Genomic DNA, 13,389 nt, shown 5'->3' on the forward strand with positions numbered 1-13,389 from the left:
GTTTCAAGTTTTGACAGCTAGTAATCTTAAATCAAGGATAGATTAAGAAATTAGGGGCTGGAAGTGTATGAACTCGGATTATGAATATCTTTTTAGAGAAGGGAAGATCGGAAACCTTGTATTAAAGAATCGTATCATAATGGCGCCAATGGCAACGAATTTTGCTTTGCAGAGTGGTGAAGTATCGCAACGTCTGATTGATTATTATGTTGAGCGTGCTCGAGGCGGAGTAGGGCTTATTATTGTAGAAAATGCCAACGTAGATTATCCAACAGGGCGCAATGGTGCTATCCAATTGCGTATTGACGATGACGGTTATATTCCAAGTTTAGGTGCTCTTTGTCACGCAATACATGAAGCCGCTCCAGAGGTGCGAGTCGCACTTCAATTAAGTCACGCAGGGGCTAGTACAAAAGCCTCGAGAATTGGCGGAAGTCAGATTGTCGGACCGTCTAACATTCCGATAGGTCCCGGTCACGAGGTACCTAGACAATTAGAAGAGGATGAAATTAAAGGCATAACTATTAAATTTGGGTTAGCAGCTCTTAAAGCCAAAAAGGCAGGTTTTGATGCAGTAGAAATTCACGGTGCTAACGCTTACCTTTTGGCAGAATTTATTTCTCCCTGGACTAATAAACGCACAGACATTTATGGTGGGAGTGTAGAAAATCGCTTACGTTTCCCTCTAGAGGTGGTCAAGAGTATTAGGGAAGCGGTCGGCAATGGTTTTCCTATTTCGTTCCGGATGAATGGTAACGAATTTATGCCTGGGGCCTTGACATTAGAAGATGCAATACAAAATGCAAAACTTCTTGAACAAGCGGGCGTGAACTTACTTCATGTTACTGCCGGAAATGGATACACCCACGAAAGACATGTTGAGCCAGCATCTTACCCAGAAGCATGGAAAACAAATTTAGCTCAGGCAATCAAAAGCGTTGTTCAAATTCCAGTTGCGGCAGTGGGAGTTATCCGAAATCCGGTCACAGCCAATGCGACGATTGAAAAAGGGGATGCTGATTTTGTGGCGCTGGGAAGGGGACTTATTGCAGACCCCTATTGGCCAAGAAAGGCTCAATCTGGCCAAGCGGCAGGCATAAGGCGTTGTATTTCTTGTAATACCTGCATATCTAGGCGAGTATCTGATGACTTAGCAATTTGTTGTGCTCTCAACCCTGCCGTAGGACGAGAGGCAGAAATGCGGGTACTCACAAATAAAATCGCCAATAAGAAAAAGATCGCTGTAGTTGGTGGCGGTCCGGCAGGCATGTATGCCTCGTTTCTACTGAAAAAGCTAGGCCATGATGTTAGCTTATATGAATTAGAACAACAACTGGGGGGGCAACTATGTATTGCTTCGGTACCTCCTTATAAAGATAAAATTGGTTGGCTAGTTGAGTTTCTGAAATATGAGATTGACGTGTCTGGTGTAGAACTAAAATTAGGTACTGAGGCAACTGTCGAAATTCTTAAAGAATCCGGGGCAGAGATTGTTATTTTGGCTACGGGAGCAAAACCGTATATACCCCCGATTTCTGGTGTTGCAAATGCCTCTGTTTTGACTGCTCATGAAGTGTTAGCCCAGAAAAAGTCCTTTTCAGGCTTGAATATCGTAGTAGTTGGAGGGGGTTCAGTAGGGTGCGAAACTGCTGAATACCTGGCAAAGACAAATAAAGTTATAATTGTAGAAATGCGTCAGGATGCTGCAGTCGATCTTAAGCCATTAAATCGGGCGGATTTGCTCCGTCGGATGAAAGAAGCTGGAATAGAGATTCAGACTCAAGCATTTGTTGAAAGTATTGAAGAAGGTCAAATTAACTGTTGTGTTACCGAATCTGACGGTTCGAAAGTCAGCAAAGGTTTTAAATCCGATTTAACAGTTCTCGCAGCGGGAAGTGTCTCCGTAAATAATTTGGCAAAAAGGTTTGGACAAGCTGGAGTAAAAGTCGTCAGCATAGGTGACTGTGTTAAACCTGGCAGAATTGCTGATTCCTTACGCCAGGCCATTCTTTTAGCCAAGGACCTAGCATTAGGTATAGATGAACGTTTCCAAAAAAGCGAGTAGTTTTTAGAGAAAAAAATTGTTGCTATTTATTGTTTCATAGTGTCACGGTGATAAAGGGTTAACCACAAGCTAATGGTTGACCCTTATACCGTTTTATTTGCAAGTGGGGGCGAAAAGATGAAAAGTATTCAGACTAAACTTACTGTTACGATTCTTGCTATGTTTCTGGTGGCACTTGGTGTATTGGGGGGACTCAATTACTATAAGGCGCGGGCTATTATAACCGAAAATGTTACTAGCGATATGGGAGAATTCGCTGTGAATTCAGCCAATATCATCGGCGACTGGTTTAAAGTCCGGAAAGCGGAGTTGGAAATGATAGCGTTGGCACCTGCTGTACAAAGTGGCAATGCAGAGACAATTATTCCTTATCTTAACAATGTTGCTCAGGCAAATAAAATCTATGAAAACATTGGATTTGCCGATACGACAGGGGTATTTCGTAATGCACTGGGGAAGAGTGGAACTATCGGTCAACGTGATTATTTTCAACAGGCTATGCTGAAAGGTGAGACGGTTATTTCCGATCCTGTTATTTCGGTAACAACAGGGCATTTTGTCGTTACTGTTTGTACGCCAGTAAAGTTTGACGGCAAGATTATTGGAGCATTATATGGAGGAATCAATATAGAGAGTCTTACCCAAAAATTATTAGAAATAAAAGTAGGACAGACTGGCTACGTTTTTGTCACGCAGGGAAACGGTCTTAGAATTATTCATCCCGATAAAGAAATAGAGATGAAGAGCAACCCTCTTAGTGATTCTAATGCGGATCCCGGGCAGAAGCAGCTTACTGAGCGAATGGTCAAAGGGGAAAAAGGCTTCAGTCGATCTACTTCCTCCCAGGGGGTTGATAAGTACTATGCTTATGCACCGATACCAGGCGTTAATTGGTCATTGGCTTTAGCTGTACCGGTAAAGGAAATGACGGGTGCCGTTTCGACGCTAACGACAATATCATTAGTGACTATTATAGCAGTATTGATTGTTGCAGGTATGTTTATTACTTGGTATGCCCGGCGCATTAGCAAGCCTATCCGCGAAGTAGAGGAAGCAGCTAAGCGTATTGCTGACAGCGATATTTCATTGATTAAGCTTGGCATTGTTTCTAATGATGAAATCGGACGGTTGGGACAGAGTTTTGAACAGATGAGTGGCAATCTGCGAGGTTTTATTCAAAAAATTCAAGGTGCTACCGAACAAGTGGCGGCGGCGGAGGAATTGACTGCAGGTGCTGAACAGTCAGCGCAGGTGTCCAATACAGTAGCGGTATCAATTACCGAAACAGCCCAAGGGACGGCTGAGCAATTACGGGCAGTAGACAGTGCGAAAGCTTTGATGGAAGAAATTGTTGCTGAGATGAAGCGAGGAGCAACGAATATTAAAAATGCTTTGGAGATTACACGTCGGGCAGTAAGTGTGGCGACAATCGGCAATACTACAGTGGATACGGTTATTAAACAGATGGATAATATCCAGGTGACTGTGGAAGATACGGCCAAAGTGGTGGCAGAACTTGGTGAACATTCAACACAAATTGGTAATATCGTAGAAACCATTGCTAATATTTCTAGTCAAACGAATCTATTGGCATTGAATGCCGCCATTGAAGCGGCACGAGCGGGTGAGCATGGACGCGGTTTCGCAGTGGTTGCCGAAGAAGTACGTAAACTGGCCGAGGATTCGCAGCAAGCAGCTAAGCAGATAACCTTACTTATCGGGGAAATTCAACTGAAGACCAATACTGCTGTCACAGCTATGAATACGGGTACGGTTGAAGTCAAGAAGGGAACGGAAGTTGTCGATGATGCTGGAGCATCTTTTCAAGACATTATGTGCCAAGTGAAAGAAGTAGCTGACATCATTCAAGGTGCGGCAAATAGCCAGGAACAGCTTGTAGTTAGTAGCGATAAAGTGCTTCTGGCAGTAGATAAAGTAGAAAATATTAGTACGGAAATCGCCGGTCAAGCGCAAAATATTTCAGCTGCTATTGAAGAACAGTCTGCTTCAGCGGAGGAAATTGCTCATTCTAGTAAGGCATTGTCATGTTTGGCGGAAGAACTGCAAATTGCAGTTCGGAAGTTTACCCTTTAGTAAATGCAATTTTGAAAGGATTCTACTGAAATAATGGAGGGATGAATATTATGAGTAATGTTATTGAAAACATTCTAACAAGAAGAAGTATCAGAAAGTATACCGATCAGCAAATCAGTGATGAGGATTTAAAAATAATTTTAGAAGCAGCAAAGTATGCGCCGAGTGGAGGAAACTCACAGACGTGGCATTTTATGGTGCTTCAAAACAAAGAAAAGCTATTGCAATTAAATGGGTACATAAAATCAGCGTTTGAAAAATTAGAAGTTGATGAAAGCACGTATCGAAGTATTCGGACTGGCAAAGAGGCTTCTAAAAATGATTCCTATAATTTTTATTACCATGCACCAACGTTAATTATCGTATCTAATGAAGCCGATTACGGAAATGCGATGGCAGATAGTGCTTGTGCGATAGAAAATATGTTTTTAGTCTCACATTATTTACAAATAGGTTCTTGCTGGATCAATCAAGTAAGTTGGTTTTGTAATGATAAAAGCGTAAGAACTTTTTTGACAGAGTTAGGGGTCCCGGAAAATCATAAGGTTTGCGGGTCAATTTGCCTGGGGTATCGAGATGGGAACGCACCAGTTGCCAAAGAAAGAAAAGAAAACATTGTAACCATAATAAAATAAGTTCGAATGGCCGGGATTTTGGAGTGAACAAAATGTACAAATAGCTCTTACTGTGCGGATGAATATTTGTTAAGAAAATAGTGATAGATATGTCGTCACATAATTGAATCAGATAAAATAAAATCTCAACTAGGATTCAAAGGAATTTTAGTGTCAGTGGTATAATATATGATAAATGCAAATATTGACGGTGTAGCAGGAGGTTCTTAATGTATAATATTCGTGCGGTAGAAAGAGCATTTAAACTATTGGAATGTTTTTCAAACAAAAAACCACAAATGGGTGTTACTGAACTCTCAGAGTATATAGGATTGTCAAAGGCAACAACTTTTCGTATTGCCGAGACGTTAGAACAATTGGGTTATTTAAATAAAAGCGAATCTACACAAACTTATTCTATTTCATCAAAGGTATTGACACTGGGCCAGGTTTTTTTGGATGATCTAGAATTTCGGACCATATCGCTTCCTTACATGAGAAAAATTCGTGACACATTAGATGAATCGGTCAGCTTATATATTGTTGCACATAATAAGAGAGTATGTGTCGAAAGAATTCAAACTTCTCGTTTGTTGCGAAGGGTAGTTACAGTGGGAGAAGAGGTACCGCTAGATAGGGGTGCCTCGGGCAAGGTATTGTTAGCATTTTCACACTTGAACTATGGCGTAGATGAAGCCGTGCTGGAAAGTATCCGTAAGAATGGTTATGCCTATAGTGAAAATGAAAGGGGAGAGGGCATATCTGCTGTGTCGGTTCCAATTCGAAACTTTAAAGGGAATATTGTAGCAGCATTAACTATTTCAGGACCCTCCTTTAGATACAATGATGAGTCGTTACCACGTTATATAAATTTAATGAAAGAAATGTCTCGAACGATATCTAGTAAACTAGGTTTTAATGCTTAATCGCTTGATGAGGTTTCAAACCATCAGAGCGTTTGCATATCGTTACAGTGAAAATTGTAAATTAATTATTTAAAATGAATTCAAAGAATTTAATAGTTAAGAAGGAATTATCAGATTAATATCGAATACATAAAATATGTGTTTTATTATTATGAAACATTGTTTCATTAGACGGTACAGTACAAAGTAAAGGAGATGATTATATGGAATTTACAGAGCTTGTGCGCGATAGAAGAAGTATTCGTCAATTCCTTCCTGAGCCAATTACGAATAAGGATATTAGAGAGATCATTTCTATTGCCACGAATGCGTGTAACTCAGGAAATAAACAGTTTTGGAATTTTATTGTTATTCAAAATGAATCAATAAAGAATGAAATGGTACGAGTTTGTCGTGATAAAGCCACTCAGTTAAATAATGAAGTAAAAAAAATAAATGCAAATGTACCACCCTATGTTCCACAGGAGTTTTATTTAAACGCACCTGTTGTTATCGGAGTAGTTGCAACAGCTAAATATCGGACGAAACCAGATTTATTAATGCTTGATCTTGGATACAAAGAACAAGAAGTTGACGATTTAAGATGCAGGGGTGATTTACAGACAATAGGCGCAGTCACTCAATTGATATTGTTGGCAGCCTGGGAAAAGGGTTTTGGTAGCTGTTGGATGACGGGACCCTTATTTGCCCGCAAAGAACTGGAAGAAGTACTCGGAATTACTAATGGTAACTCACTAGCTGCTTTAATTCCTATTGGGAAACCGGCAGTTATACCACCTAAAAACAGCCGGAAGCCGTTAGATGAAATAGTGAAGTTTCTAAAATAATCATAGCTGATTTGCAGGGAGTTTATAACTTATATGATATAAATGAAACTTTGTTTCATTTAATGAAACAAAACGAGATTAATGTTAGTTGCTAATTCATTAAACATTTAAAATAGTAGTTGAGAAAGGGGTTTGATTATGGGGCACAATCTGTTTGAAAAAATTATTTCCACTCATTTAGTAAAAGGTGAAATGGCAGCAGGCAAGGAAATAGGGATCAGGATAGATCAGACTTTAACCCAGGAATCGCTTGGAGCAATGGCTTATCTGCAGTTTGAGGCTTTGAAAATTCCAAAGGTAAAAACGAAATTATCTGTGGCGTATTGTGATCATCTTTTATCACAGTATGGGCCGGCCAATGCTGATGTCCATCGGTATCATGAAACAGTAACAGACAAGTATGGCATTGTGTTTTCAAAACCGGGCAATGGTATTTGTCATCAGGTGCATCTTGAACGTTTCAGCTGTCCCGGTCAGACATTGATTGGCGGTGACAGCCATACCGTTACTAGTGGAGCTGCAGGAATGGTAGCAATTGGAGTCGGGGGATTGGACGTGGCTTTGGCAATGGGTGGAAGTCCATTCTTTATGACCTATCCTAAAGTTAAGAAAGTGGTTTTACGTGGAAAGCTTAAGACATGGGTTACTGCCAAGGATGTAATTCTTGAAGTACTAAAAAAACTGACAACTAAGGGGAATGTGGGAACTGTCTTGGAATATGGTGGGGACGGGATTGCGCACCTTACGGTGCCTGAACGTTCTACTATTGCCAATATGGGAGCTGAGACCGGAGTTACTACCTCGATTTTCCCAAGTGATGAAATGACGCGTAAATTTTTCATTGCACAGGATCGCGAAGAACAATGGCAGGAATTATTGCCTGATGCGGACGCTAAGTATGATGAAGTGATTGAAATTGATTTGGCAGCGATCGAACCTAATGTTGCTCTTCCACATTCACCAGATAAAGTGGTAACTGTGAAAGAAGCAGGAGAAGTGGTTGTAGACCAGGTTTTGATTGGCAGCTGTACCAATTCCTCTTATCTTGATTTAATGATGGTTGCAGAGATGTTAAAAGGGCGGAAAGTTCATCCGCATGTAAGTTTTGGGGTTGTACCTGGATCTAGGCAGGTAATGTCGATGATCGCGAAAAATGGTGCTCTAAGCTATATTCTTGAGTCTGGCGCCAGAATTTTAGAAACGGGATGTAATTTTTGTGTAGGACAAGGACAATCACCGCAAACGGCGGGTGTATCGGTGCGTACTAATAACCGTAATTTTGTGGGGAGAAGCGGAACCCAGGATGGAAAAGTGTATTTGACTAGTCCATTAGTTGCAGTTGCAACAGCACTAACTGGTAAATTGACAGATCCGCGCGAATTGGGTATTGAATATCCTGAAATTCATTTACCGGAAAAATATGCCATTGATGATTCGCTTATATTATTTCCGACAGGGAAAAAGGAAATTTATCGGAGTGAGATTATCGGGACTCCACCCTACAATACAGAAATGCCCACTGAACTCAAATCGGAAGTGGCGATTAAAGTCGGCAATATGATCAATACGGATGATATCATTCCCGGTGGGCAGGCAATGAATTATCGTGCCAACGTACCTAAATCCTGTGAATTCATCTTCCAATTTGTGGATTCTAAATTCCCTAAAAATTGTAAAGATATCGTGGCGAAAGGAAAAACACCTGTTATTGTTGGCGGGGAAAGCTACGGACAAGGTTCTTCCCGTGAGCATGCCGCCGTGTGTCCGATGTACATGGGGGTGCGTACTTTGATTGCAATTAGCATCGAACGTATCCACAAGGCGAATTTGATTAATTTCGGTATATTGCCTTTGAAATTCGCTGATGCTGCTGATTACAGCAAAATTGAACAAGGTGATGAATTGGTAATTGATGATATTTACAAATCTATTTATTTGGACAAAATTACTGTGCGTAACATTACAAAAGGAACTAGCTTTACTACAGTGAATGAAACTACGCAAAGGCAACGCGATATTATATTAAAAGGCGGATTGCTTAATTATACAATCGCCCAATAGGGTGAATTCCAGTTTAATTATAGAAAATTGAAAACGACAGGAGATGTCCGAATTGACATTATCTGAAAATTTTGCACGATATATTTGTCAGACAAAACTTACAGAAAATGATCAGGAGACTATAGAAACGGTTAAGTCCAGGATAATTGATTATATTGCTGTAACAAGTGCTGTAACGTATTATTCTGATTTGCCAAGTAAATTAATGAATTATGTTCATAATTTGAGTGTGGATACCGACGCAGAAAAGGGTTCTTATCCGGTAACTACGGCTGGTTTTTTAAATGCGGCTTTTGCACATGGCCTTGATTATGATGATGGGCATCTTTGGGCGGGAATACATGCTGCCGGGCCGGTTATTGGAACGGCATTTGCGTTAGCACCCAAACATAAGCCGAATGGGAAACTGTTTCTTGAAGCAATTACACTAGGATATGAAATAGAATATCGACTGGGAAAAGCATTAGGAAAATCTCATATACAAAAGGGTTTTCATGGTAGCTGTACGTGCGGAGTTATCGGTGCGGCGGTTACCGCTGGCAAGATACTTGGTCTGAATGAAAAGCAAATGACCTATGCCATAGGGCTCGCAGGATTAGGAGCATTTGGCATTCGGCAGCCGCTGACTGAGGGACAAATGTCTAAACCGATTCAAGTTGGGTATGTAGCGGAAAAAGGTATAGAAGCTGCTTTGTTGGCCAGCAATGGGGTAGAGGCTCCTTTACAAATATTTGAGGGCAAGAATGGGTTGTTTTCAATTTTTTCTGATACACCTAAACAGCAGATAGTCGATGCATGCTTAGCCGATTTAGGTAAAAGACATTTAGTGAATGATACCTATACGAAACTATTTCCCTGCTGTCGTTATACTCATGCAGCAATAGAGGCTTCGTTTAAATTAATCAAGGTTGTACCGGATCTGAAAGCGATACAAGAAATAGTTGTAAATACTTTCGATATTGCAATTGAAGCTACAGCTCCTAATCAAAGTCCAAGTACGATTGCACAAGCTAGATTTAGCATGAACTATCTTCTGGCAACGGCGCTACATCAGGGCTTCGTTGGACTGGATGACTTTACTGACGAGGCCATTAAGCGTGAAGATATTCGTGAAACTGCGAAAAAAGTCAAAGCATATTCTACTAAAGAGTGGAATGATAAATATCCTGATATACGCGGTGCAGAAATTGTCATAAATACTAATGACGGTAAAAGTTATTCACAGAAGATTGACAGACTTTCGGGGATGTCCGGAGATCATGAGGAAGTACGACGCAAATTTAGGAATGCTTGTAAAAAAGTCTATTCACCGGAAAGTTTGCAAACGATTATTGACTGGGTTGCGAAAATAGAAAATTGTACCAATGTATCAGAGCTAATGTTATTATGCAATGAAAGAAAATTATAGATATTATATAAGTAATCTTTATAATTTTCAAGGGCAAGTAAAACGCTGTCTTCATTTAATGAAACATAGTTTTGTTGGATGAAACACGAACGACATTAGGAAAAATTTTTAGTACTTAATATAGTACTAAATCTTGCTTGCATTGCAGTTTTATAAAGTCAGATTTAAATATTTAGATAAAGGGGGAATTAGTAAAAAGATAATCAGGTAAAAGGTTGTGAAACAAAACAGATGTTTTTTGAGGATGTAATAGAAAGAATAACAAATATCAAGGAGGAAAAACAAATGGATAGAGAATGGATGCGTGTACCTTGTGCAATTGTTCGTGGAGGAACTAGTAAAGGAATATTCTTTAAAGAACATGAAATTCCAGCGGCAGGTCCGTTGCGTGACAAGTTTATTTTGAGAGTTTTTGGTAGTCCGGATCAACGGCAAATTGATGGTTTAGCAGGGGCGAATTCTTTAACAAGTAAAGTTGCAATTATCGGCCCTTCATCGCGAGAGGATGCAGATGTTGATTATACGTTTGGTCAAGTGTCTTTTGCTGCGCCAGTGATTGACTGGCTAGGCAATTGCGGCAATATTTCTTCAGCAGTGGGATTATATGCGGTAGATGAGGGTTTTGTGAAACCGGTAGAGCCTTTTACAAATGTTCGTATCTATAATACAAACACAGATAAAATGATTTATGCTACAGTACCAGTCAAGGATGGAAAAGGGCAATCAGAAGGTGACTACGAAATTCAGGGAGTTCCAGGGACGGGTGCCCGCATTCTATTGGAATTTGATGATCCAGCTGGATCGGTTACAAAGAAATTATTACCGACAGGAAATGCGAAAGATATTATCGATTTAGGTGAAAAAGGGAAATTTACAGTTTCCGTAGTAGATGCAGCCAATCCAGTTGTCTTTATGAAGGCTGAAGAATTGGGACTTAAAGGCACTGAGTTACCAACAGAAGTGGAAAATATGCCAGAGGTGCTACGGACAATTGAAGAAGTTAGAAGTGTAGTAGCTGAGATGGTGGGCATTGTAGATGATGCTAAGCTTGCTACAAAATTAAGCCCGGCAATTCCAAAAATCGGATTTGTTTCTAAGGCAAGAGATTATAAAAATCCAGATGGTAAAATCATTTCAGGAAAAGATATTGATTTAGTGTCGCGGTTGGCTTCCATGCAAAAAATGCATCGGGCTTATATGGTAACAGGTGGAGTTTGTACAGGTGCGGCCGCCAATATTGAAGGGACAGTAGTAAGGGAATTGCTTGATGAAGAGGCGAAGAAATCGGATACGCTTAGAATCGGACATCCCTACGGTGTAATGGATGTCAAGGTTACACTTGATACTGAGAATCCTGATAAATATATTAAACGCGTAGGCGTAGGCAGAACAGCCAGACGTATTATGGAAGGCTATGCGTATGTTCCTAAAACTGTTTTAAAGTAGTAAATCGGTTTAGCCTGCGATTTTAATAGTAGATTTTACAGTTATATAATTGGCAGAAATTTTATAGGCGGCTTCCATTTGTGTATGAGTGACAGGTGGTTTTTTTGCCGCCTTTCCTGTCAGTTTGTAGGGTACTAGGTACTAACAGGAACTTTTTGATTTTATTTGTAGGATAGATATAATAGATTTTTGTTTTGACCAATCTCGAAAACACGAAAAAATATTCAGAATACTGAATTCATTGTAAATAATTGTAAATATTCTTTCTGCTATAATAATGCAAATTAAATAGTAAGTGTAGGAATAAAGGTGTCCCATTTTCCGAAAAAATAAGGATTGCGCGAGGAGGAAAGTAGAATGTCAACAAATTCTGAGTCATTAGTTTCTAATGGTGGCTTTGATAGAAAAGTAATAATGATTCTAATAGGGTTAGCAGCAATGGTTGCCATCATTATGGCACCGACGCCTGCGGGACTGTCGATGGCTGGACAACGTATACTTGCTATTATGGTGTTTACCATATTTATGTGGATAACTGAGGCGATTCCATACAATGTCAGTGCAATTTCGTTGATTTTTATGAGTATTGCGGGACTGGGATTCGCTCCTGCCAGCGGGACGAGCGGTGCCTTGCTTGGAACAGGAAAAGCTATACCATTAGCTATGAGCGGCTTTTCAAATAGCGGCTGGGTGTTTGTTGCGTCCGGATTATTTATGGCGGCCGCAATAGTCAGCACTGGAATTGAAAGACGCATTGCATATATGATTATTCGTATGGTCGGAACAAAAATAAATGCGATAATGGCAGGAATTATTATTACTTCTTTTGTCTTGACCTTTCTAATTCCATCGGTTATAGCCCGCGGTGCAACGTTAGTTCCTATTTCTCTTGGTCTGATTACAGCATTTGGACTGCCAATAAACAGCCAAATCGGTAAAGCAATGTTATTGTTGGCGGGAATACTTCCCTCTGTGACAGGTAACGCTGTACTTACCGGGGCAGCTCCTAATCCTATTGTTCTCAGCTTTTTAAAGACTGCTGGTCTGCCTGGCATAAGTTATATAGAGTGGATGGAATACCTTTTCCCGTTTACAGTAGTATTTGCAATTGGACTGTATTTCTTAGTGATCAAAATGTTTAAATTTGAATTTTCGGAACTGCCTGGTGGACGGGAATATTTAAACAAATGTCTTGATGATCTTGGTCCCATGTCGGTAAGTGAGAAAAAAATATTAATCATTATGGTTTTAACAATTCTTTTGTGGGCGACAGATAAGTTGCATCATATTGATGCTACTGCAGTTTCCGTATTATCTGTATTATTGATGGTGTCGCCTTATAGCGGCGTGTGTAATTGGAAAGACTTATCTAAAAAGGTTGACTGGAATACAATACTTCTGTTTGGTGCCGGAATTTCAATGGCTGATATGTTTACCAACACGGGTGCTGCTAAATGGGTGGCTAAAGTATTGTTTATTGATTCAGGAGTGGGCAATCTTTCAATTACTTGGTTAGCGATCTCTATCTTTTTGTTAATGTTTATTATCCGATTTTGTTTTACAAGCATTACTTCTTGTATTGCTGCAGTTACGCCGGCAATTATTGGGTTTTTAGTGGAGTTGCATAACCCTGCTCTTCCCATAACTGGAATTATTATGGGAGTGCTTATTGTAGCTCAAAGTACGGCTATTTTACCGGTTACTTCCGCGCCGGCAATGATTGCTTATGGGACCGGCGGTTTTACGACAAAAGACATGGTGAAGTTGGGAATTCCTCTTGCTGTGATTATGTATGTGCTGATACTAGTCTTCATGTTCACCTATTGGCCATTAATTGGCTTATGGCGTTAAAAAAGCTAATAGCTACAAAGGAAATCATTGATTATATCTGAAAATGATAGAATATTGTTTAAAAAAGTGTCGATAAAATAAAGCTCAAGGCAAACAG

The 13,389-nt window shown here is 40.0% G+C and carries 9 protein-coding genes; all 9 read left to right on the top strand.

Translation table 11 applies throughout. The features are described 5' to 3' along the window. Nucleotides 1–67: 67 nt before the first annotated feature. The 9 genes from Ga0466249_RS03530 to Ga0466249_RS03570 all read left to right on the top strand — a co-directional run bounded on the left by Ga0466249_RS03530 (nucleotide 68) and on the right by Ga0466249_RS03570 (nucleotide 13,292). Entirely contained in the window at nucleotides 68–2,065 is a 1,998-nt protein-coding gene (locus Ga0466249_RS03530; RefSeq protein WP_215828059.1) for an oxidoreductase, read from the top strand. 117 nt (nucleotides 2,066–2,182) lie between these two features. Next, entirely contained in the window at nucleotides 2,183–4,159 is a 1,977-nt protein-coding gene (locus Ga0466249_RS03535) for a methyl-accepting chemotaxis protein (RefSeq protein WP_215828060.1), read from the top strand. Nucleotides 4,160–4,209: 50 nt separating this feature from the next. Then, entirely contained in the window at nucleotides 4,210–4,794 is a 585-nt protein-coding gene (locus tag Ga0466249_RS03540) for a nitroreductase family protein (RefSeq protein ID WP_215828061.1), read from the top strand. A gap of 209 nt (nucleotides 4,795–5,003) precedes the next feature. Then, the gene (locus tag Ga0466249_RS03545) at nucleotides 5,004–5,699 is read left to right on the top strand and encodes an IclR family transcriptional regulator (protein ID WP_215828062.1); all 696 of its coding nucleotides are present in this window, start codon (nucleotides 5,004–5,006) and stop codon (nucleotides 5,697–5,699) included. A gap of 203 nt (nucleotides 5,700–5,902) precedes the next feature. After that, nucleotides 5,903–6,526 carry a nitroreductase family protein gene (locus tag Ga0466249_RS03550; protein ID WP_215828063.1) on the top strand — a complete coding sequence of 208 codons (624 nt, stop codon included), beginning with the start codon at nucleotides 5,903–5,905 and terminating at the stop codon, nucleotides 6,524–6,526. Between the two features lie 138 nt (nucleotides 6,527–6,664). Next, nucleotides 6,665–8,587, top strand: coding sequence for an aconitate hydratase (locus Ga0466249_RS03555; RefSeq protein ID WP_215828064.1), 1,923 nt, complete (start codon nucleotides 6,665–6,667; stop codon nucleotides 8,585–8,587). A gap of 52 nt (nucleotides 8,588–8,639) precedes the next feature. After that, nucleotides 8,640–9,995, top strand: a complete 1,356-nt coding sequence (locus Ga0466249_RS03560) for an MmgE/PrpD family protein (RefSeq protein WP_215828065.1) — start codon at nucleotides 8,640–8,642, stop codon at nucleotides 9,993–9,995. Nucleotides 9,996–10,280: 285 nt separating this feature from the next. Continuing rightward, nucleotides 10,281–11,441: a 2-methylaconitate cis-trans isomerase PrpF family protein gene (locus Ga0466249_RS03565; RefSeq protein WP_246588426.1), complete on the top strand. Its 1,161-nt coding sequence runs from the start codon at nucleotides 10,281–10,283 to the stop codon at nucleotides 11,439–11,441. 357 nt (nucleotides 11,442–11,798) lie between these two features. After that, nucleotides 11,799–13,292 (top strand): SLC13 family permease, encoded by a 1,494-nt coding sequence (locus Ga0466249_RS03570; RefSeq protein WP_215828066.1) that lies wholly within the window; start codon nucleotides 11,799–11,801, stop codon nucleotides 13,290–13,292. Nucleotides 13,293–13,389 lie beyond the last annotated feature (97 nt).

The sequence above is a fragment of the Pelorhabdus rhamnosifermentans genome (genome assembly GCF_018835585.1).
Lineage (GTDB): Bacteria > Bacillota > Negativicutes > UMGS1260 > UMGS1260 > Pelorhabdus > Pelorhabdus rhamnosifermentans.